The sequence below is a fragment of the Actinoplanes sp. NPDC048796 genome (assembly GCF_040650035.1).
Taxonomy (GTDB): Bacteria; Actinomycetota; Actinomycetes; order Mycobacteriales; family Micromonosporaceae; genus Actinoplanes.
Genome location: NZ_JBEZGO010000001.1, coordinates 1,088,954 through 1,110,227, shown reverse-complemented (window position 1 = coordinate 1,110,227; position 21,274 = coordinate 1,088,954). Strand labels below are relative to the sequence as shown.

At 72.3% G+C, this 21,274-nt stretch carries 16 protein-coding genes; 8 read left to right on the top strand and 8 right to left on the bottom strand.

Annotated features, from left to right (window positions below):
• Positions 1-56 precede the first annotated feature (56 nt).
• Complete coding sequence (locus AB0C26_RS05255; protein WP_360241800.1) at positions 57-2,615, top strand: DNA translocase FtsK 4TM domain-containing protein; 2,559 nt, start codon at positions 57-59, stop codon at positions 2,613-2,615.
• Between the two features lie 37 nt (positions 2,616-2,652).
• On the opposite strand, the gene AB0C26_RS05250 is transcribed toward AB0C26_RS05255, so the two are convergent.
• Positions 2,653-3,921: a glycosyltransferase 87 family protein gene (locus tag AB0C26_RS05250; protein ID WP_360241797.1), complete on the bottom strand. Its 1,269-nt coding sequence runs from the start codon at positions 3,919-3,921 to the stop codon at positions 2,653-2,655.
• 99 nt (positions 3,922-4,020) lie between these two features.
• Here AB0C26_RS05250 and rimO point away from each other — a divergent pair, with 99 nt between their 5' ends.
• The 6 genes from rimO to AB0C26_RS05220 all read left to right on the top strand — a co-directional run bounded on the left by rimO (position 4,021) and on the right by AB0C26_RS05220 (position 9,034).
• A complete protein-coding gene (rimO, locus tag AB0C26_RS05245) occupies positions 4,021-5,490 on the top strand; it encodes a 30S ribosomal protein S12 methylthiotransferase RimO (protein ID WP_360241794.1) in 1,470 nt (489 codons plus the stop codon).
• Positions 5,487-6,077 (top strand): CDP-diacylglycerol--glycerol-3-phosphate 3-phosphatidyltransferase, encoded by a 591-nt coding sequence (pgsA, locus tag AB0C26_RS05240; RefSeq protein WP_360241791.1) that lies wholly within the window; start codon positions 5,487-5,489, stop codon positions 6,075-6,077. Before rimO ends, pgsA begins: the two co-directional genes overlap by 4 nt.
• A gap of 9 nt (positions 6,078-6,086) precedes the next feature.
• Positions 6,087-6,581: a CinA family protein gene (locus tag AB0C26_RS05235; RefSeq protein WP_360241788.1), complete on the top strand. Its 495-nt coding sequence runs from the start codon at positions 6,087-6,089 to the stop codon at positions 6,579-6,581.
• Positions 6,582-6,739: 158 nt separating this feature from the next.
• Positions 6,740-7,111 carry a helix-turn-helix domain-containing protein gene (locus AB0C26_RS05230; RefSeq protein ID WP_097318554.1) on the top strand — a complete coding sequence of 124 codons (372 nt, stop codon included), beginning with the start codon at positions 6,740-6,742 and terminating at the stop codon, positions 7,109-7,111.
• Between the two features lie 258 nt (positions 7,112-7,369).
• Positions 7,370-8,233 carry a PspA/IM30 family protein gene (locus AB0C26_RS05225; RefSeq protein WP_360241783.1) on the top strand — a complete coding sequence of 288 codons (864 nt, stop codon included), beginning with the start codon at positions 7,370-7,372 and terminating at the stop codon, positions 8,231-8,233.
• A gap of 21 nt (positions 8,234-8,254) precedes the next feature.
• A complete protein-coding gene (locus AB0C26_RS05220) occupies positions 8,255-9,034 on the top strand; it encodes a hypothetical protein (RefSeq protein ID WP_360241780.1) in 780 nt (259 codons plus the stop codon).
• Here the strand turns inward: AB0C26_RS05220 and AB0C26_RS05215 are convergent.
• Together AB0C26_RS05215 and AB0C26_RS05210 are read right to left on the bottom strand one after the other, a co-directional pair.
• The gene (locus AB0C26_RS05215; RefSeq protein ID WP_360241777.1) at positions 8,991-9,785 is read right to left on the bottom strand and encodes a DNA-formamidopyrimidine glycosylase family protein; all 795 of its coding nucleotides are present in this window, start codon (positions 9,783-9,785) and stop codon (positions 8,991-8,993) included. The two genes, AB0C26_RS05220 and AB0C26_RS05215, sit on opposite strands and share 44 nt — an antisense overlap.
• A gap of 115 nt (positions 9,786-9,900) precedes the next feature.
• The gene (locus AB0C26_RS05210) at positions 9,901-10,695 is read right to left on the bottom strand and encodes an SAM-dependent chlorinase/fluorinase (RefSeq protein WP_360241774.1); all 795 of its coding nucleotides are present in this window, start codon (positions 10,693-10,695) and stop codon (positions 9,901-9,903) included.
• A gap of 58 nt (positions 10,696-10,753) precedes the next feature.
• Between AB0C26_RS05210 and AB0C26_RS05205 the strand changes: the two genes are divergently transcribed.
• The gene (locus tag AB0C26_RS05205) at positions 10,754-11,680 is read left to right on the top strand and encodes a TIGR03560 family F420-dependent LLM class oxidoreductase (RefSeq protein WP_360241771.1); all 927 of its coding nucleotides are present in this window, start codon (positions 10,754-10,756) and stop codon (positions 11,678-11,680) included.
• 12 nt (positions 11,681-11,692) lie between these two features.
• On the opposite strand, the gene AB0C26_RS05200 is transcribed toward AB0C26_RS05205, so the two are convergent.
• From AB0C26_RS05200 to AB0C26_RS05180, 5 genes are all read right to left on the bottom strand, one after another.
• Positions 11,693-12,880, bottom strand: coding sequence for a hypothetical protein (locus AB0C26_RS05200; protein ID WP_360241768.1), 1,188 nt, complete (start codon positions 12,878-12,880; stop codon positions 11,693-11,695).
• 9 nt (positions 12,881-12,889) lie between these two features.
• Positions 12,890-14,101, bottom strand: coding sequence for a hypothetical protein (locus AB0C26_RS05195; protein WP_360241765.1), 1,212 nt, complete (start codon positions 14,099-14,101; stop codon positions 12,890-12,892).
• Between the two features lie 70 nt (positions 14,102-14,171).
• Positions 14,172-15,494 (bottom strand): hypothetical protein, encoded by a 1,323-nt coding sequence (locus AB0C26_RS05190; RefSeq protein ID WP_360241762.1) that lies wholly within the window; start codon positions 15,492-15,494, stop codon positions 14,172-14,174.
• A 101-nt stretch (positions 15,495-15,595) separates the two neighbouring features.
• Positions 15,596-16,639 (bottom strand): hypothetical protein, encoded by a 1,044-nt coding sequence (locus AB0C26_RS05185; protein ID WP_360241759.1) that lies wholly within the window; start codon positions 16,637-16,639, stop codon positions 15,596-15,598.
• Between the two features lie 65 nt (positions 16,640-16,704).
• Complete coding sequence (locus AB0C26_RS05180) at positions 16,705-21,255, bottom strand: ATP-dependent helicase (RefSeq protein WP_360241756.1); 4,551 nt, start codon at positions 21,253-21,255, stop codon at positions 16,705-16,707.
• Between the last annotated feature and the right edge of the window lie 19 nt (positions 21,256-21,274).

The window sequence follows — 21,274 nt, the reverse complement described above, 5'->3', positions numbered from 1 at the left end:
AGTTCGTCCCGGTGCGCCTCCGGGATTCATGAGCGTCGCGGCGTTACGGTGTGACCATGGCGGGCCGCTCCTCTCCGGCGAGCCGGGGTCGCGCCGCGTCCACGTCGCGCGGCGCCGCGACCAGCCGTGCCCGGCAACCGGCGGCGCGGCAGCCGGCCAAGCAGCCCGCCCGCCAACCGGCCCGCAAGTCGACCCGCCCCGCCGCCGCGCGGGCCCGGACGGCGGCCCGCGCCCGTCCCACGCTGGGCGCGGCCATCGCCACCGGCCTCGGCCGGGGTCTGGGCGCGCTCTGGATGGGCGCCGCGCACGGTGTCGGCTGGGCCGCCCGCGGTGTCGGCCGGCAGGCCGCCACCGCCAAGGACATCGACCCGGAGCATCGCCGCGACGGCGCCGGCCTGCTCATGCTGGGCCTGGCGATCCTGATCAGCGTCGCGGTCTGGGCCAACGGCGCCGGCCCGGTCGGCCGCTGGCTGGCCGACTCGGTGCACCTGTTCTTCGGCGGACTCGCCGTGCTGCTGCCGTTGCTGCTGCTCTACGGCGCTGTCCGGCTGATGCGCCAGCCGGCCGACCCCGAGCACCGGGGCCGTTCGCTGGTCGGCTGGAGCGCGATCATCATCGCGACCGCCGCCCTGCTGCACATCTCCGAGCATCCGAGCGACGACGTCACGATCTCCCGCGCGGGTGGCCTGCTCGGCTTCGCGTTCGGCGCCCTGCTCGAGCGGGCGGTGACCGCCTGGGTCGCCGTACCGCTGCTGGTCCTGCTCTTCGTCTTCGGTCTTCTGGTGATCACGGCGACGCCGATCAACAAGATCCCGGAGCGGATGATGCTGCTGGTCGACATCCTGACCGGCCGTTCGACCGCGCGCGACCCGCTGCCCACGCCCGACCTGCCCGAGCTCGACGACGACGAGGAGCCGGCCGAGGAGGCGCCGAAGAAGCGCCGCCCCTCCCGCCGCCGGCAGGGCTCGCTGGCCGACATCGGCCTGGCCGACCCGGCCGACGAGCCGGAGGTGCAGGAGGACGACTTCCTGCTGCACGACACGATCGTGGTGCCCAAGGTGCCGGCCAGCCGCAAGAAGCCGGAGCCGCCGGAGCACACCCCCGACCCGCCGACCCGGGCCGAGCAGCTCGAGATCACCTCGGTCGAGGGCGACTACCGCCTGCCGCCGCCGTCGCTGCTGGGCAAGGGCGCGCCGGCCAAGTCACGCAGCCGGGCCAACGACGAGATCATGGCCGCGCTTACCGGGGTCTTCGAGCAGTTCAACGTCGACGCCGTGGTCACCGGCTTCACCCGCGGCCCGACGGTCACGCGGTACGAGGTCGAGGTCGGCCCGGGCGTCAAGGTCGAGCGGATCACGCAGCTGTCGCGCAACATCGCGTACGCGGTCAAGTCGCCCGATGTGCGCATCCTGAGCCCGATCCCCGGCAAGAGCGCGGTCGGTGTCGAGATCCCGAACACCGACCCCGAGAACGTGTCGCTGGGCGACGTGCTGCGCTCGCGGGCCGCCACCGCCGACCATCACCCGATGCTGGTCGCCCTGGGCAAGGACATCGAGGGCGGCTTCGTGGTGGCCAACCTGGCCAAGATGCCGCACATCCTGATCGCCGGCGCCACCGGTGCGGGCAAGAGCTCGTGCCTCAACTCGCTGCTGGTGTCGCTGCTGACCCGGTCGACGCCGGACGAGGTACGGCTTCTGCTGGTCGACCCCAAGCGGGTGGAGATGACCGCGTACGAGGGAATCCCGCACCTCGTCACGCCGATCATCACGAACCCGAAGAAGGCGGCCGACGCCCTCGAGTGGGTCGTGCGCGAGATGGACATGCGCTACGACGACCTCGCGGCGAACGGCGTGCGCCACATCGACGACTTCAACCGCAAGGTGCGCAGCGGCGAGATCACGGCACCGCCGGGCAGCGAGCGCGTGATGAAGCCGTACCCCTATCTCCTGGTGATCATCGACGAGCTGGCCGACCTGATGATGGTCGCCCCGCGCGACGTCGAGGACTCGGTCGTCCGCATCACCCAGCTCGCCCGGGCCGCCGGCATCCACCTGGTGCTGGCCACCCAGCGGCCCTCGGTCGACGTGGTCACCGGCCTGATCAAGGCGAACGTGCCGTCCCGGCTCGCCTTCGCCACGTCGTCGCTGGCCGACAGCCGGGTCATCCTCGACCAGCCGGGCGCGGAGAAACTGCTCGGCCGCGGTGACGGTCTCTTCCTGCCGATGGGCGCGTCGAAGCCGGTCCGCATCCAGGGCGCGTGGGTCGACGAGAAAGAGATCCACGACGTCGTCAAGTTCTGCAAGGACCAGCGCGAGCCGGAGTTCCGCGAGGACGTCACCGAGGCCCCGGTCAGCAAGAAGAAGCAGATCGACGAGGAGATCGGCGACGACCTGGAGCTGCTGATCCAGGCCATCGAGCTGGTCGTGACCTCGCAGTTCGGGTCGACCTCGATGCTTCAGCGCAAGCTGCGGGTCGGTTTCGCCAAGGCCGGCCGCCTCATGGACCTCATGGAGACCCGCGGGATCGTGGGCCCGTCCGAGGGCAGCAAGGCCCGCGACGTCCTGATCAAGCCGGACGAGCTCGAGGAAGCTCTGGCCTCCCTGCGCCTGGACTGAGCTGGCCGGCCTCGCTCCGCTCGGCGGGAATTTCGCCCTAAGAGGCCGATGATTTGGACACCGAAAATGGCCTCGCTTCGCTGACCATTTTCGGCGCCCGAGTCATCGGCGGGCGAAATTCGACGTGCGTTGCGGTCAGTTCAAAATTCTCTACTTCTTCTTCTCGTACGAAGGCCTCGCTGAGCAGGCGGTAGCCGACGATGATCAGGGCGGCCAGCATCAGGGCGGCCGGGATCACGTCGGGGAGCATCAGCGGGTTGCGGCCGAACAGATAGGGCTCGTACGACAACAGGGAGCTCGCCTGCACCAGCAGGGGCACGTACCAGAGGCGCGGGCGGTAGACGGCCAGCACCAGCGTCATCACGTCGGCCAGGTAGAAGTAGCGCTCGTGCATGCCCGGCAGCGCGAACGGAACCAGGATCGAGAACAGCGCCGCCGCCGTCACCACCCGCTCCGGTGTCATCGCGGCGGCCTTGGCGACCAGGACGTAGACGACTCCCACGACCAGGGCCGCACAGAACAGATACCCCAGCATCCGTACGGTGTCCTCGCGCGTCGTGGCCGGAATGAACGCGAAGACGTTGGGGGCCCGCAGGCTCAGCGCGGGTACGTTGCGCGCCTGCCGGCCCATGTCGTAGATCGTGAGCAGCTCGATCGGGTTGCGGCCGAACGCGATCGCCGGGAGATCGAGGACCAGGAAGGCGGCGGGTGCGGCCAGGAGCGTACGCCAGGGAATGCGCCCGGACATCACCAGCAGCAGGACCAGAGGCAGGATGAAGACGCCCTGCGGCTTGATCGCGACCGCCACCCCGCAGAGGGCGACACCCCACCAGGGTTTGCCGCGCAGCAGGAAGTAGACGCCGCCCAGGGCGGCGCCGGCCCACGCGGCGTCCATCTGCCCGTAGAAGGACGCGTTGATGGCCACGGTGGGCAGCAGCACCATCACCAGCGCCGCCGCGACGGCCCGGCGGCTGCCCGGCCAGCGCAGGGCGACCGTCTTGTAGGTGAAGAAGGCCAGGATGACGTCGAAGACGATCCACAGGGCCTTGACCTTGAAGATGAGCGGCCCCGGCAGGTAGTACGCGATCGCCAGGAGGTAGATGAACGGCGCGTTGTAGTTGCCGATCTCGGTGCCGATGCCACGCCAGCCGCCGGCCCGGCCGAGCTGGTTGTGCCACTGGCGGAAGATGTTCATGTCGTTCGTCATCTCGGGCAGCGACACCCAGCGGATGACGACGGCGAGCACGACGAGGGCCGCGAGGAGCAGTGCTTCGGCCTGTGGCGTGGGCTTTTGGGCTTTAGGCATGGTGCTGGGGGGTACGGTCGCCGGGTGAACGCAGGGTTAACGCCAGGTGAACGAAAGTGGGGCCGACCGGAGCGCCCGGGCGCCCGGTAACCTTGTCGGGTGTCGGTAACTCCTTCCCCCTCCCGCCGTGTCGCCCTGCTCACCCTCGGATGTGCCCGTAACGAGGTCGACTCGGAAGAGCTGGCCGCGCGCCTCGATGCCGGCGGCTGGGAGATCAGCACGGACGCCGACGGCGCCGACGTGGTGCTCGTCAACACGTGCGGCTTCGTCGAGAAAGCCAAGCAGGACTCCATCGAGACGCTGCTCGCCGCGGCGGACACCGGGGCCAAGGTGGTGGCCGCCGGCTGCATGGCCGAGCGGTACGGGCGCGAGCTGGCTGAAAGCCTGCCCGAGGCCCAGGCCGTGCTCGGCTTCGACGACTACACCGACATCGCGGCCCGCCTCGACGGCGTGCTCGCCGGTGAGCGCTTCGACGCGCACACCCCGCGCGACCGCCGCGAGCTGCTGCCGATCACGCCGGTGCAGCGCCAGTCGGCCAAGGTGGTCGTCCCCGGTCACGCCACCGTCGACGAGCACACCCCGGCTCACCTGCGCAAGGTGCTGCGCCGCCGGCTCGACAGCGGCCCGGTGGCCAGTCTCAAGCTGGCCAGCGGCTGCGACCGCCGGTGCTCGTTCTGCGCCATCCCGGCTTTCCGCGGCGCCTTCGTCTCCCGTGACCCGCAGGAGCTGCTGGCCGAGGCGGAGTGGCTGGCCAAGTCCGGCGTGCGCGAGCTGGTGCTGGTGAGTGAGAACAGCACGTCGTACGGGAAAGACCTGGGCGACCCCCGCGCCCTCGAGAAGCTTCTGCCGCAGCTGGCCGCGGTCGACGGCATCGTCCGGGTCCGCGCGAGCTACCTCCAGCCCGCCGAGACCCGCCCCGGCCTGGTCGAGGTGATCGCCACGACGCCGGGCGTCGCGCCCTACTACGACCTCTCGTTCCAGCACTCGAGCGAGCCGGTGCTGCGCCGCATGCGCCGTTTCGGCTCCACCGAGAAATTCCTCGACCTGCTGGCCGCGGCCCGCAAGCTCGCGCCCGAGGCCGGCGCCCGCAGCAACTTCATCGTCGGTTTCCCCGGCGAGACCAAGAAAGACGTCGACGAGCTGGTTCGCTTCCTCACCGAGGCCCGGCTCGACGCGATCGGCGTCTTCGACTACAGCGACGAGGACGGCACCGAGGCGGCCGCCTTCGACGACAAGATCAAGGTCAAGGAAGACACCATCAAGCGGCGGTACGACCGGCTGCTCACCCTGGCCGACGAGCTGTGCAACCAGCGAGCCGAGGAACGCCTGGGCTCGACCGTCGAGGTGCTGGTCGACGCGATCGTGGACGGCGAGGTCGAGGGCCGCGCCGAGCACCAGGCGCCTGAGGTCGACGGCTCCACCACCCTGGTCGCCGGCGACGAGGGGGTCGACCTGGCCGCGCTCAAGCCCGGCGACTTCGTGCGTGCCCGGGTGACCGGCACCGAGGGCGTCGACCTCGTGGCCGTGCCGGTCGAGATGATCTCCGCGGCGCCGGTGTCACAGCGGTGACCGACGAGCCGGTTCCGGCGGCCGCGCCGCGGGTGGTGTCGCTCTACAACCCGGCGAACATCCTGACGGTCGTCCGGATCGTGCTCGTACCGGTCTTCGTGGCCATCGTCGTCGCCTCCGACCTGACCGGCACCGGTCAGCGGATCGCCGCCTGCCTGGTCTTCTGCGTGGCCTCGGCGACCGACTTCGTGGACGGGTGGATCGCCCGGCGCTGGTCGCTGGTCACCTCGTTCGGCAAGATCGCCGATCCGATCGCCGACAAGGCCCTGACCGGTACGGCGCTGGTCCTGCTCTCCGTCTACGACCGGCTCCCGTGGTGGGTCACGCTGCTCATCCTCATCCGCGAGTGGGGCATCACGGCGCTGCGGTTCTGGGTGATCCGGTACGGCATCATCCCGGCCAGCCGGGGCGGCAAGCTCAAGACGGCCCTGCAGATCGCCGCCATCGCCTGGTACCTGTGGCCGGTGCCCGAGCCGTTCGACATCGTCGGCGTCTGGCTGATGGGCGCGGCGCTCATCGTGACGGTCGTGACCGGTGGGGACTACGTGCTGGCCGCTCTGCGCCTGCGCCGGGAGGCCCGATCATAGAATCCATTTGTGGACACTCCTGACGTAGCGGCCGCGGCGGCCGTGCACCGGCTGGTCGACCGGCGCGAGACCCTGGCCACCGCCGAATCGCTGACCGGCGGCCTGGTCGCCTCGACCGTCGTGGAGATTCCCGGCGTGAGCTCGGTCTACCGGGGCGGCCTGGTGGTCTACGCCACCGACCTCAAGCACGCGCTGGCCGGCGTCGCCCAGGACCTGCTCGACGAGCGCGGCCCGGTCGACCCCGACGTGGCCGCCGGACTGGCCCGCGGCGCCCGCGAGCGCTGCTCGGCCGACTGGGGCCTGGCCACCACCGGCGTGGCCGGTCCCGAGCCGCAGGACGGCAAACCGGTCGGGCTGGTCTACGTCGCCTGCGCCGGCCCGTGGGGCGAGACGGTCCGCGAGCTGAAACTCGACGGAAACCGGGCCGCCATCCGGACCGAAAGTGTGACGAGCGCACTACTGCTGCTCGCAGACTGTCTGAGGGAGGCCCCGGCGCGGTCCTGAGCTGGGGAATGTTTCATCGATCTCGAAAGTTGCACGAGTGTCCCGCTGCGGGGCTGTCCCGGAATTCGGCGGGGCGGTATGTCGGCCTGGCCGGCAGCGGGTACGGTTGCGGGAAGCCTCCGGCGTGTGCCGGCGGCCCCGCCGCAGGAGGAGGTGCCATGGTCCTGCTACGCCGGGTTATCGGCGACGCACTGAGGGCGCGCCGGCAGGGGCAGCACCGCACGCTGCGCGAGGTGTCCACCGCCGCGAACGTCAGTCTCGGCTACTTGTCCGAGATCGAGCGCGGTCAGAAGGAAGCCTCCAGCGAGCTGCTCGCCGCCATCTGTGACGCGCTGGGCGCGCGTCTCTCCGAGCTCCTGAGCGAGGTCAGCGGCACGCTGTCGCTCGCCGAGGGCATGGAGGGTGTGCTCGTGCCGGTCGACGAAGAGAAGCAGAAGGCGCTGTCCGTGTCGGTTCGCCACGAGACGCCGCTCAAAGCGACTCTGCGGACGACCAGAAAACCCAAGCGCGACGTCGTGTACGCCGCCTGATCAACTCACAAATAAAACCGGGCCGGACTACCCACGCGGGTGGTCCGGCTCTTCCTGTTCCAGGGTCCCCCTCCGGGATCGACCCCGACCCGCGGGTGCGCGTAGCCTCGAACCGTGGGGGAGACCCTGAGATCCCCCCGAGGTCACGTGACGCCGGTGGCGTCGAGCTGTCACGATGGCATTCAACGCCATCGCGACAGCTCCTCGATCTGCGTCGGTGGCGGACCCGACTGAGCGACATTGAGGGGATACCGCGAGATGGCGAATCCGTTCGTCAAGGGCTGGCGTTACATGATGGCGCTCTTCGGCGCGAAAATCGACGAATATGCCGACCCGAAGGTCCAGATCCAGCAGGCCATCGAGGACGCGCAACGGCAACACCAGGCCCTTGTGCAGCAGGCCGCGGCGGTGATCGGCAACCAGCGCCAGCTGGAGATGAAGCTGTCGCGCCAGATGGGTGAGGTCGAGAAGCTGCAGGGCATGGCGCGTCAGGCGCTGGTCCTGGCCGACCGCGCCCGGGCCGGCGGCGACGAGGCCGAGGCCCAGAAATACGAGTCCACGGCGCAGACGCTGGCCACCCAGCTGGTCTCCGGCGAGCAGTCGATGGAGGACCTGAAGACCCTGCACGACCAGGCGCTCTCCGCGGCCGGCCAGGCGCGCAAGGCGGTCGAGAACAACGCGATGGTGCTCCAGCAGCGCATCGCCGAGCGCTCGCGCCTGCTCAGCCAGCTCGAGCAGGCCAAGATGCAGGAGACCGTGGCCAAGTCGCTCGAGTCGATGTCGTCGCTGGCCGCGCCCGGCAACACGCCGTCGCTCGACGAGGTCCGCGACAAGATCGAGCGCCGGTACGCGGACGCCATGGGCCGGGCCGAGCTCGCGTCCAACTCGGTCGAGGGCCGCATGCTCGAGGTGCAGAAGAGCAGCCTCGACATGGCCGGCTCGTCGCGGCTCGAGCAGATCCGGGCCAGCATGGCGGGCGAGAAGCTCGCCGGCGCGGGCTCGCAGCCGGCGGTCGAGCAGGCGGCCGCGCAGCCGGCGGCCGACCCGGCCAGCGTCGCCCGCCTCGACGAGATCCGGGCCAGCATGAACCAGAAGCGCGGAGACACGACCGCCGCCGGATAGCAGCACCAGGGGAGGACGACGGTGGACGAGCGGAGCAAGTACTTCCGCCGGCTCAAGCGACTTCGTAACTCGGCACGCCGCTGGAGCGTGCTCGGTGGCGGCCTCGCCGCGGCCACCGCCGTCCTCACCCCGTATTCCGGCATCGGTGTCGTCGACGCCGTCTGGGCCGGCGCCGCCGGCGGCTCGGTCGCCCTGGCCTGGTGGCGGTGGAGTGACCACCGCGCGCTGGCCGCGACCCCGGCGCCTCCGGCGCCCGACCCGGCCCTGCCCGGTCAGCGGCTCACGGCCGCGATCGAGCGCTTCCCGGCCGGCCGCACGGTCCTGCACGAGGTCCGGCGGCAGAAGAACCGGTACGCGCTGCGCGGCTCGGCCATCACCCAGGCCTGGGACCGGCTCGACCGGGCATCGTCCACTCTCGCCGGGCTCTCCGGCCGGCTCACCGGGCCCGGTGAGGGCGCTGTGCTCGAGGCCGCGGTCTCCGAGCAGTGGCTGCGCGACCTCGGCCAGCGGGTGGCGAGCGTGGAGCGGGCGCTTCCGCTGACCCCGCCCGGCCAGCGGGCCGGCCTCGAGGAGTCCCACGCCTCGCTGGCCCGGCAGTTCACCGAGGGCGTCGACGCGTACGAGCGGATGGTCGCGGCCGCCGCGGCCTACGTGGCCGAGGACGGCCACCCGGTCACCGAGGGCTCACACCCGGCGTTCACGTCGCTGATCGACGCCACCGACCGGCTCCGCGGCCTGGCCGAGGGCCTGTCCGAGCTCAAGCGCCCGACTTCTTTTGGCAGCGCGGGCACCAGTACGTGATCCGCTCGCCCTTCTCGTCCTTCTGAATGGCGGCGCCACACCGGCGGCACGGCTGCGCGCGGCGTCCGTACACAAAGCTGGTCTCGCCGCGCCGCAGCGAACCGGTAGTGGTCTGCGTCCAGCGCCCCCGGTTCGAGGCGACCAGCTTCTGGGCCAGCGCGACCGTCCCGTCCAGGTCCTTCACCTCGGCGACCGGCGTCCACGGCCACAGTCCACGCAGGAACAGCGTCTCGGCCTTGTAGAGGTTGCCGACACCGGCCAGGTTCCGCTGGTCGAGCAGCGCCTCGGCGATGGTCCGCTCCGGCTGGGCGGCGATACGGCGTACCGCCTCGGCCTCGTCCCAGTCGGTCCCCAGCAGGTCGGGCCCGAGATGCCCGAGCTGCCGCTCCTCTTCAGCGGTCGGCCACAACGCGACCTCGTGCAAGTGATAGCCGACGGCGACCGCCCGCCCGGTCTTCAGAACCACGCGGATCAGGTGCGCTGGGCGGCCGGTCCAGCGTTCCCCCGGTTTGTACGCCCGCCACGCCCCCTCCATGCGCAGGTGCGAGTGCAGGGTGAGCGGCTTCTCCCCGTCCCGGGTCAGCCGCAGCAGCAGATGTTTGCCGCGACTGGCCGACTCGGCGACCGTCCAGCCGCTCAGATCGGTGGTGGCCAGCTGCGGCACCCGAAAGTCCGACCCGGTCAGCACCTCCCCGCCGATCGCACGCTCGACCACCCGCGCGGTGTTCCAGACGGTGTCGCCTTCAGGCATGCCTCAATCCTGCCCCGCCACCGCCCGTTCATGCCGGACCCGCATCAACTCGATCATCCCGCTCTCGTCCAGCGGCTGCCGGCGTACTTACGCCAAGGAGCGGCGATATCGTCCGTCAGGCCTGACGCGCGGCCACCCGGACGATGTCGCCGGGCTGGACCGAGAGCACGACCACGGCCCGCCCGTTGTTCACGGCGATGGCCACGCGCCCGGCCGAGTCCTCGAAGACCAGCAGGTCGCCCTGGCCGACGTCGGCGAAGGTGGCGCCCCGGCGGGCGTTCACCGTGCCGTTGACGACCAGGTCGCCGCTGAGGCCGCGCAGCGCGTCGCCCTCGGCCGCGAGCTGCACGTTGCCGAAGCGGTCGACGGTCATCACCTCGGCCTCGAGCCAGCCGTCGCCGACCGAGACGACCGGGGCGGGGAGCCGGATGAGCGTGTCCGGGTCGACGGCCGCGCCGGCGTCGGCCAGCGGGGCGCCGGCGGCGATCCGGGCGGCGGCCGGGGAGAACAGGTCACGGCCGTGGAAGGTGCGGGAGACGTCGCCGAGGAACCAGTCCTTGTTGGTCAGCTCGTACGCCGACTCGACGCCCCCGAGCGCCTCGGCCGCCCAGATCAGCAGGCCGTTGTCGGGGCCGACGAGGGCGCCGTTGGGGGTGCCGAGGGCGACGCCGCGCCGGGCCGTGCCGACGCCGGGGTCGACCACCGCGAGGTGCACGCTGGGCGGCAGGTGCGGCGCGGTCTGCGCGAGCACCGCGGCGCCGCGGGCCACATCGGCCGGCGGCACGTGGTGTGTCACGTCGATGACGCGCACGTCAGGGGCGATGCGCGCGATCGATCCGTGGCACGCCGCGACGAAGCCGTCGAACGTCCCGTAGTCGGTGGTGAAGCTGATCCATCCATACCCGGCCATGGTGGGAAACGTTACTGCCCCGGCCCGGATCGTTGGTGGATCTGGCAGGGTTGGATTCATGCGTCTCGTGATCTTCACCGAGCCCCAGCAGGGGGCAAGCTACGACGATCTCCGGAAGGTCGCGCAAACCGCCGAGGCGAGCGGCTTCGACGGTTTCTTCCGCTCCGATCACTTCCTCACCATGGGCGGCGACGGCCGGCCCGGCCCGACCGACGCCTGGCTGACGCTGGCCGCGCTGGCGGTGCAGACCTCCACCATCCGGCTGGGCACGCTGGTCACGTCGGCGACGTTCCGGCTGCCCGGCCCGCTGGCCATCGCGGTGGCCCAGGCCGACGCGATGAGCGGCGGCCGCATCGAGTTCGGTCTCGGCGGCGGCTGGTTCGAGGCCGAGCACAAGGCGTACGGGATTCCGTTCCCGCCCGTGGGCGAGCGTTTCGACCGGCTCGAGGAGCAGCTCGAGATCATCACCGGCCTGTGGGGGACCCCCGAGGGCCAGACGTTCGACTTCGACGGCAAGCACTACCAGGTCTCCGGCTCGCCCGGCCTGCCCAAGCCGGTGCAGTCGCCGCGCCCGCCGGTCATCATCGGCGGCCACGGCAAGAAGCGCACGCCGGCGCTGGCGGCCCGCTTCGCCGACGAGTTCAACGTCCCGTTCTCCAAGATCTCCGATGTGGCGCCGGTCTTCGACCGCGTCCGTGCCGCCTGTGAGTCGATCGGCCGGACGTCGCTTCCGGCCTTCTCGGCGGCGGCCGTGCTGTGCGTGGGCCGCGACGACGCCGAGGTGAAGCGCCGGGCCGCGGCCATCGGCCGTGAGGTGGGCGAGATGCGCGAGAACGGCGGCATCGTCGGCACGCCGGACGAGGCCGTCGAGACCATCAAGCGGTACGAGGCGGCGGGCGCTTCCCGCCTGTTCCTCCAGGCGCTCGACCTCAGCGACCTCGACCACGTCGAGCTGGTCGCCTCGGCGGTGGCCCCGCAGCTCTGAGTCGCCGGCCTCTCACCCGGCGATGGACGGCCGGCGGCGGCCGGCGCGCAGGAAGGCCACGCCGAGGGCGATCAGCAGGCCGCCCGCGAGAGCGGTCCCGGCGGCGGGGGCCCCGGTGATCGGGAGTCCACCGCCCTCCCCGCCGCCGGTGCCGCCCGTGCCGGCTCCGGGCTCGTGGTAGCCCCCGCCGCCGGTCGCGGCCGGCTTGGCCTTCACCGTCGCCGGCGGCGTCGCGAAGTAGGCCTTGGCCTCCTGATCGGCGGTGCGGGCGACCGGGGGAGCGACCACCCGGTAGTCGCGAGTGCCAGGGGAGTTCACGTCGAAGCTGAACGTGCCGTCGGCGCCGGCCCGGGTGGTGGCCACCGTCCGCCAGGCCGCCCTGGCGTTCGCGCGCGCCTGGAGGCGGAGCAGCCGCCCGGCGCCGTCGCTCTCCTCGCCCCAGCAGACTCCCGGGTCGCATTGCCGGGTCAGGTGAACGGCCTTACCGGTCACCGTCAGCTTCCCGCCGGCGGTGACCTTCTTCGGGATCGTGGCGGTGACGCGGGTGCCGTCCACGGGCGCCGATTCGCCGTTGAACGCCCACTCGTTCGGCGTGGTGCGCACGCCCACGCGGCTCGGCTTCGCCCGGTCGGGCACCACGAACGACGTCGCGGCGACCGGCGCCGAGGTCAGCGCCTCGAAGTCGTTGAGGCTGGAGTAGGCGACGAACGGCGTGAACCGCACCGGGGTACCGGCCGGCACGTCGAGCGGATCGCCGGGCGTCGTGTCCGTCTCGGTGCCCGGCCGCCAGCTGAACGCGACCGTGCCGTCCTCGCGCGGCGTGACCTTCTCGATGATCGGCTGCGCCGGCGCGTTGGTGTCGAAGACCGGTGACAGCCCTTTCTCGCTGACGACCTGGCCGTCCTCGTCGACCACCGACACCGCGACCCGCAGATCGAAGTTGTGGATCGTGCCGAAGCCCGGCAACGGGCTCCGATTCGGCTGGTCCGCCTCCACGGTCAGTCCGGCCACCCCGGAGGGTGACCCGTCCGCGTTCACGAGCTCGACCCGGTTCCGTACGTCTCCCGTCTCGTCCCAGGTGACCACCACGGCGTCATGGGCGTCCGACGTCCACGCCACTGTCACGTTCGCCGGAGCCGGTTGCGTCGCTACGCTGACCGGCACTGCCAGCGCGAGCGCGGCGACAAGGTTCCCCATCATGGCCGCACCTTAGTGCTCAAACCGGGCGTTTCCGCGCATTTCGATCGCTCGCCGGCGAGCGCTGCGACGGCGGCCCGTCAGGAGGAGAGCCGCGCCGAAGGCGACGAGCAGGCTGCCTCCCAGAGTGGTCCCGGCGACCGACGACCCGGTGATCGGCAGGCCCCCGCCGCCGCCGGTGCCGCCCGTGTCGCCGCCGGCGGTGGGCGGGGTCTCCTTCGTTCTGGTCACGGGCGTCGCGAAGTAGGCCTTGGCGTCCCGGTTCGCCGCGCGCGCGACCGGGGGAGCGACCACCCGGTAGTCGCGGGAGCCCGGCGATTTCACGCTGAGTGTGAACTTGCCGTCGGCACGGGCCCGCGCCGTGGCCACGTTCTGCCAGGCCGCGCCCTCGCCCGTGCGCGCCTGAAGCCGGAGCAGCCGGCCGGCGTCGTCGTTCTCGATCGACCAGCACGGGCCGGGATCGCAGGCCCGGGTCAGGTAGAGCGCCCGGCCGGTGACGGTCAGCCGGCCGCCGGGCGCGACCTTCTTCGGGATCGTCGCGGTGACCCGCGTGCCGTCCACGGGCGCCGAGACACCGTTGAAGGTCCATTCGTTCGGTGCGGTGCGCACCCCCACGTTGTACGGCGTGTCCCGGGCCGGCACCACGAACGACGTCGCGGTGATCGGCTCAGCGGCCAGCACCTCGTAGTCGTTGAAATTGGAGTACGACGCGACGGGCACGAATCGCGCCGGAACCGGGGCGGGCAGGTCGAGCGGATCGTTCGGGGTGGTGTCCACCTCGACCCCGGACCGCCAGGTGAAGGCGACGGTGCCGTCCTCGCGGGGCACGACCGTCTCGATCACCGGCTGCGGTGGCCCGTTGGTGTCGAACACCGGCGACAGCCCCGGCTCGCTGATCACCTGGTCGTTCTCGTCGACCACGGTCACGGCGACCCGCAGGTCGTGGTAGTGGGAGCCGCCGTAGTCGGGCAGCGGCAGCCGGTTGGGCTGCCCGGCCTCGACGAGCCGCCAGGCCACTCCCGAGGGGGAGCCGTCCGGATTGACGACTTCTACGCCGTTCCGGACGTCTCCCGTCTCATCCCAGGTGACCACGACCTCCGAATGATCCGGAGCCCAGGCCACCGTCACGTTCGTGGGCGCGGGCTCCGCCGGCGCGAGCGGCACCGACGGCACGCCGGCGACCGGCCCGGCCAGCGCCAGCGCGGCAACCAAGTTCCCCACCATGGGCGCCAACCCTAGTGGCCCAGGTCACATCGGGTTGCCCGGTTCCGCAGAAAGCACAAACACCCGTCTCTTACTCGGCCGTGAAGGTCGTGTGACGGCGGCGCAGGCGCCCGGTGAGGAAGAACGCCGCACCGAGGACGAGGAGCAGGCCGCCGGCCACGGAGATCCAGACGATCGGGGTGCCGGTGACCGGAAGTCCGCCGCCCTCGCCGCCGGTGCCGGGCTCCGAACCCCCGCCCGGCTGCTCGCCCTGGCCCGGCTGTTCTCCCTGGCCCGGCTGTTCTCCCTGGCCCGGCTGTTCGCCCTGGCCCGGCTGCGCGCCGCCGCCGGTGGCCGCGCCGGCCTTCGTCGTGGTGGCGGCGGTGGCGAAGGGGGCCTTGGCCAGCTTCTCGCTGTCGCCGACGACCACCGGGGCCACCACGCGGTAGTCACGGGTCCCGGGGAAGGTGACGCTGACCTTGAACTTGCCGGCCGCGTCGGTGGTGGCGGTGCCCACGGTCTGCCAGGCCGCGTTCGCGCCGGTGCGCGCCTCGAGACGGAGCACCCGGCCGGCGTCCTCGAACTCGTCGATCCAGCAGCGTCCGCCCCTGTCGCAGATCTTGCGCGGCGAGGTCGCCGTGCCCGTCACGGTGAGCTTCCCGCCGGTCGTGGCGGTCTTGGGGATCGTCGCCACGACGCGGGAGCCCGACACGTCGCCGAAGGCCATGCTCGTAGCGAATCCGAAGACGTCGAAGATCGACCAGCCGTTCGCGGTGTGCGCGCCGACGGAGGCGTATGCCGTGGGCGGCCCGTCGAAAACGTAGGACGTGGCCGTGCTCGCCGGAGCCATGGACTGCGGGTCGCCGCCGTAGATCGCGGTGGGGGTGAACACCGCCGCGTCGCCGGTGGTGTCGAGCGGATCGCCCGGCGTGGTGTCCGCCTTGGCCTTGCCGGCGGCCCAGGACGCCTTGGTCCGGCCGTCCGGCAGCGGCTCCACGCTCGTGATCACCGGGGCCGGTGGCGTGTTCGTGTCGAACGCCGGCGAGCGCCCGAGCTCACTCGCCGCGGCGCCGGAGGCGTCGACGGCGGCCACGCTGAACTGGTAGTCCTGATTGATCTCGAATCTGACCTGGCCCTCGTCGGGGAACCAGCCGACCGGGATCACGAGCCGGTTGGGCTGGCCGGCCTCGACCACCTTTCCGACGGGCTTGCCGGCTGCCCCGGGCGTTCCCAGGTAGACCTGGTTGCGAGTGTCACCCGTCTCGTCCCAGGTGATGACGATGGACTTCTGGGCGTCGGACGCCCAGGCCATGGTCACGTTGGTCGGAGCGGGTTCGGCGGGCGCCTTGAGCGCCACCGGCGCGCCGACGACTGGCGTGGCCAGCGCGACTGCCGCGAGTAGGTTTCCCAGCACGGCCGCAGACGATAGCCACCGAAGGTGAACGATGCTGCCCCACCGCGCAAATCGCCCGAAGTGGGCGGCCCCGCACGACGTGCGGGGCCGCGATGGAGGGCTTACGAGCTGGGCCGGACCCGGCCGGCAGCCGTCGTGAAGGGCGCTTGAGCGAGCTTGTCGCCGTTGCCGACGACCACCGGCGCGACCACGCGATACTCCCCGATGCCGGGGAAGGTCGCGCCGAGCGAGTACTTGCCGTCCGCGCCGGCCTTGGTGGTTGCCACGGTCCGCCACGCCGCCCCCGCGCCGGTGCGGTACTCGAGACGAAGCAACCGCCCCGCGTCGTCGTACTCATAGGTGTCGCATCGCAGGCCGCTGTCGCAGAAGGAGCGGATCATGATCGCCTTGCCGGTGACGGTCAGCTTCCTTCCCACGGGCGCGGTCCTCGGAACGGTGGCGGTGACGCGGGTGCCGGCCACCTGGCCGTAGCTCGCGCTCGCCCGCCAGCCGAGGTAGCCGTTGACGGTCCACTCGTTCACGGTGTGCACGCCGACCGCGGTGATCGCGGCGGCCGGTCCCGGGAACACGAAGGACGTCGCCGGTGACGGCGCGGAAAGCTCCCTCGGGTCGGTGATGAGCTCGACCGGCACGAACAGCGGCGGGTCCACGGCGGGCACGTCGAGCGGGTCGCCCGGGGTGACGTCCGCCCGGGGCCGGACGGGCGTCCAGTTCACCGTGATCGTGCCGTCGGCGTGCGGCTCCACGCTGGTGAGCACCGGGGCCGGCGGCATGTCGGTGTCGAAGATCGGCGACAGTCCCGGATCGCTGGCCGGCTCGCTGGCCGGGCCGGCCACCGTGACGGCGATCCGCACATCGCCGCCCTCGCCGGCGGCCACCGAGAACTTGTCCACCTCGATCCGGTTGGGCCGACCGGCCTCCGCCCACAGCGGATAGTTCGCCGGGGACCCGTCGGCGTACACCGACTGGATCCGGTTCCGGACGTCACCGGTCTCGTCCCAGGTGATGACCACGTTGCGGTGGTCGGGTGAAGCCCACGCGACCGTCACGTTCGCCGGAGCGGGTTCGGTGGGCTCTTCGCGTGTCACTGGCGTGCCAGTGACCGGCGCGGCCAAGGCCAGCGCCGTCATCAGGTGTCCTAACATGCCCATCGACGCTAACCGGCGGCGTCCCGTGCCGTTGTCCCACCTCGTATAGCGCGCATATCAAACTATCCGCGCAAACGCAACCCTCGAGGCGTGGCGCGGAAGCCGGCGGCGGTCAGCGCGTCCCGCAACGGGGACGCGTGGACCGACTCGCCGTCGGCGCGCTCGACCGACATCACGCCCAGCGCGCCCGAGCGCACCGACGCGGCCAGGGCCTGACCGGCGGCGATGAGCTGCTCCGGGTCGTCCAGGAAGGACAGCAGGGTGCGGCCGCCCCGCTCGACGTACAGGACCAGCTCGCCGCCGACCAGCACGACCAGCGCCCCCGCCTTGCGGCCGGGCCGGTGGCCGGCTTTCGCGCCCGGCTCGCCGTCACCACTGTCGACGACCCGTTCCGGCCAGGGCAGGGCGGCGCCGTACGGGTTGGCCGGATCGGTCGCGGCCAGCACCAGCGCCGCCGGGCCGGTCCGTTTGGCCAGCTCGGCCGGCTCGGCCAGGGCACGCAGCCGGTCGACCGCGCCCGGCACGGCGAACTGGGCCGCGCCCAGCCCCTCGACGAAGTACCCGCGCCGGGCGGCGCCTCGCTCCTCGAGGGCGCCCAGCACCGGATAGACCGCGGCGAAACCACCGGTCACGCCCTCGCCCATGACCGCGCCCCGGGTGACCACGCCGTGCCGCTCGAGCAGCAGGTCGGCCAGGGCGGCCGCGCGCCGGGTCGGATCGAGGTCACGCTCGGGCAGGCGGGACCAGCGGCCGGCCATGTTCGGCGGCCCGCCCCGGGCCGGCATCGACGGGCGGCCCGGACGCCGGTAGCGGGTACGGGCCGGGGCCGCCTTGGCCTTGTGGGCGCCGCTGCCGCCGAGCAGCGCCCGCAGCGGGGCGAGCGTGTCGTTGGTGAGCTGCCCGGCCCACACAAGATCCCAGACGGCCGAGGCCAGCGCCTGGTCGTCGGTGGACCGTACGCGGTCGGAAAGAGACCGGAAGAACAACGCCTGGCCGTCACCCAGCGCCTCCAGCACCTCCTGGTGCAGCGGCGTCAGCGCGAGCTCCTCGTCGGCCGGTGGCAGCAGGAGCGGAGCGCTGTCGGCGTAGACCAGCGAGACCCAGCCGTCGTGGCCGCCGATCGAGCCGGACCCGGCCCACAGCACCTCGCCGCTGGCGCACAGCTCGTCGAGCTGCGGCGAGGCGTAGTCGGCGACCCGGGCCGGCAGCACCAGCCGTTCCCAGGCCGAGGCCGGCACCGCGACGCCCTGCAACTGCTCGATCGACGCGGCCAGCGCGTCGATGCCCCGGGCGTTGCCGCCGATCTGATGCCAGCGCGGCAGGAACGCGGCCAGCACTCGCGGCGGCACCGGCTCGATCTCGCGGCGCAGCGCGGCCAGCGACCGCCGGCGCAGCATGCGCAGCACCTCGGCGTCGCACCACTCGGTGCCGGCGCCGCCGGGGGAGAACTCGCCCGAGGACACCCGGCCGGTGGCGCTCAGCCGTTTCAGCGCCTGCTCGACCACGAACACGCCCAGCCCGAACCGGGCCGCGCAGGTGGCGGCGGCGAACGGCCCGTGGGTACGCGCGTAGCGGGCGACCAGATCGCCGAGCGGGTCGGCCACCGACGCCAGATACGCCTCGGGCAGGCCGACCGGCAGCGCCACACCGAGCGCGTCGCGGTAGCGGCCGGCGTCGTCGATGCCGATCCAGCGCTCCTCGCCCGCGATCCGGACGCGGATCGCCCGGCGAGCCGTCTCCAGTGTGGACAGCCACGACTCCTCGACGCCGCGTACGGCCAGCTCGGCCGGCGCCAGGTCGCCGAGCAGCCGAAGCAGCTCGGCCGCGTCCTCGGCGTCGCGCGGCTGCCGCTGGCTGGTCAGCCACTGCAGCTGCGCCTCGGTCTCGCCGACCACCTCGGGGTCGAGCAGTTCCCGCAGGTCGACTCGGCCCAGCAGCTCGCCGAGCAGAGTGGAGTCGAGCGCCAGGGCGGCGGCCCGCCGCTCGGCCAGGGGCGCGTCACCCTCGTACAGGAAAGCGCCCACATATCCGAAGAGCAGCGACCGCGCGAACGGTGACGGGCGCGGGGTCTCGACCTCGACGAGCCGGACCTTGCGGCCGGCCACCTCGCGCATCAGCCCGACCAGGCCGGGCACGTCGAAGACGTCCTGAAGGCATTCGCGCGCGGCCTCGAGCGTCACCGGGAAGTCGGCGAACTCGCGGGCCACGTCGAGCAGCTGGGCCGAACGCTGCCGCTGCTGCCAGAGCGGCTGCCGCCGCCGCGGGTCACGCCGGGGCAGCAGCAGCGACCGGGCCGCGCACTCGCGGAACCGGGACGCGAACAGCGCCGACGTGCCGACCGACTCCTCGACCAGCTGGGCGATCTCCTCGGGGTCGAACGCCACCAGGTCGGCCCCGGGCGGCTCCTCGGCGGTGTCGGGCAGCCGCACCACGATGCCGTCGTCGGACGGCATGACGGCGCCGTCCACCCCGTACCTCTCGGAAAGCCGCCGCCCGATCGCCAGCGCCCAGGGCGCGTTGACCTTGGCACCGAGCACACAGTGGACCGTCATCCGCCAGTCGCCGAGTTCGTCGCGGAAGCGCTCGACCACGATGGTGCGGTCGTCGGGCAGGTTGCGGGTGGCCTCGCGCTGCTCGCGCAGGTAGGCCAGCAGATTGTCGGCGGCCCACTCGTCGAGACCGGTCTCCCGCAGGGTGGCGGTGGCCTTGTCGTCGTCGGCCCGGGTCAGCGTGCGCAGCTGCGCCCCGATGGCCCGGCCCAGCTCGATCGGGCGGCCCGGCGAGTCGCCCTTCCAGAACGGCATCCGGGCCGGCGCCCCGGGCGCGGGGGAGACCAGCACCCGGTCGGGGGTGATGTCCTCGATCCGCCAGGAGGTGGAGCCGAGCAGGAACACGTCGCCGACCCGCGACTCGTACACCATCTCCTCGTCGAGCTCGCCGACCCGCGACGCCCGCTCCGAGCCGGCCAGGAAGACGCCGAACATGCCCCGGTCGGGAATGGTGCCGCCGCTGGTGACGGCGAGGCGCTGGGCGCCGGGCCGGCCGGTCAGCTCGTCGGTGCCCCGGTCCCAGACCAGGCGCGGGCGCAGCTCGGCGAACGCGGTCGACGGGTACCGCCCGGAAAGCATGTCGAGCACCGCGTGCAGGGCCGAGTCGGGCAGCTCGGCGAAAGGCGCGGCCCGCCGGATCAGAGCCGCGAGCTCGTCGACCTGCCACGCGTCGAGCGCGACCATGGCCACGATCTGCTGGGCCAGCACGTCGAGCGGGTTACGCGGGTAGCGCAGCTCCTCGATCGCGCCGGCGCTCATCCGGTCGGCCACCACCGCGCACGACACCAGATCGCCGCGGTGTTTCGGGAAGACGACGCCGCGCGAGACGGCGCCCACCTGGTGGCCGGCCCGGCCGATGCGCTGCAGACCGGCCGCGACCGACGGTGGCGCCTCGATCTGCACCACCAGGTCGACCGCGCCCATGTCGATGCCGAGCTCGAGGCTGGACGTGGCGACCACGGCGGGCAGCACGCCCGATTTCAGCGCCTCCTCGATCTGTTTGCGCTCCTCGCGCGAGACGCTGCCGTGGTGAGCCCGGGCCACGACCGGCGGGGCGCCGCCGGCCTGTCCCGATTGGGCCATCACTTCCGCCGGCGGCTTGGCCGGCGCCGGCACAGGTTCGCCCGCCCGCTCGGCGGCCAGCTCGTTGATCCGGGCGCAGAGCCGCTCGGCGCCGCGCCGCGAGTTGGTGAAGACGATCGTCGAGCGGTGGGCCTCGATGAGGTCGAGCACCCGCTCCTCGACGGCGGGCCAGATGGACGGCGTGTGGCGCCCGGCACCCGGATCGTCGAGATCGGTGTCGGGCACCTCGTCGAGCCGCGTCATGTCCTCGACCGGCACCTCGACCGCGACCTCGATGGTCTTGGCGGCCGGCGGCTGGACGATCTCGACATCCTGCGCGCCGCCGAGGAAGCGCGCGGTCTCGTCGATCGGCCGGACCGTGGCCGACAGCCCGATCCGCTGCGCCGGGCGCTCGAGCAGCCCGTCGAGCCGCTCGAGCGAGAGCGCCAGATGGGCCCCCCGCTTGGTGGCGGCGACCGCGTGCACCTCATCGATGATCACCGTCTCGACACCGCGCAGCGAATCCCGCGCGGCCGAAGTGAGCAGCAGGAACAGTGACTCCGGGGTGGTGATCAGGATGTCGGGCGGGGTCCGCTGGAAGAGCCGCCGCTCGTCGGCCGGGGTGTCGCCCGTGCGCATGCCGACGGTGATGTCGGGCGGCGGAACCCCGAGCCGGCCGGCGGCCTGCCGGATGCCGGTCAGGGGCGCGCGGAGGTTGCGCTCGACGTCCACCGCGAGCGCCTTGAGCGGGCTCACGTAAAGGACCCGGCAGCGCCGCCGCGGATCGTCCGGGACCGCCTCGTGGGCCAGCCGGTCGAGCGACCAGAGGAAGGCGGCCAGCGTCTTGCCGGAACCGGTCGGCGCGACCACGAGGGCGTTGCGGCCGGCACCGACCGCCCGCCACGCGCCGGCCTGGGCGGAGGTGGGCGCGGCGAAGGCCGCCGTGAACCACTCACGCGTGGCCGGCCCGAACTGCTCCAGGACTTCTTTCACAGCACCCATGCTGCCTCGGGGGTACGAC